General features: G+C 65.5%; 1 protein-coding gene. It reads left to right on the forward strand.

Going from position 1 to position 255, the window contains the following annotated elements; genetic code table 11:
• Window positions 1–255 (forward strand): acyltransferase domain-containing protein (locus JS756_RS36425; RefSeq protein WP_205387536.1); only part of this gene is annotated, 255 nt, incomplete at both ends.

Here is a 255-nt window from a genome sequence, read left to right on the forward strand (position 1 = left end):
TCGACGCCGCGTGCGCTCACTTCGATTCCGAACTGCCGTGTCCTTTGCGGGAGGTGGTGTTCGGTGAGGACGCGGACCGGTTGAATCGTACCGAGTACGCGCAGCCGGCTCTGTTCGCTCTCGAGGTGGCGTTGTTCCGGTTGCTGGAGTCGTGGGGTGTGCGGCCGGATGTGCTGGCCGGGCATTCGATCGGTGAGATAGCTGCGGCGCATGTGGCGGGTGTGTGGTCGCTTGCGGATGCGTGCCGGTTGGTGG

The sequence above is a fragment of the Streptomyces actuosus genome, from assembly GCF_016921115.1.
Lineage (GTDB): Bacteria > Actinomycetota > Actinomycetes > Streptomycetales > Streptomycetaceae > Streptomyces > Streptomyces actuosus_A.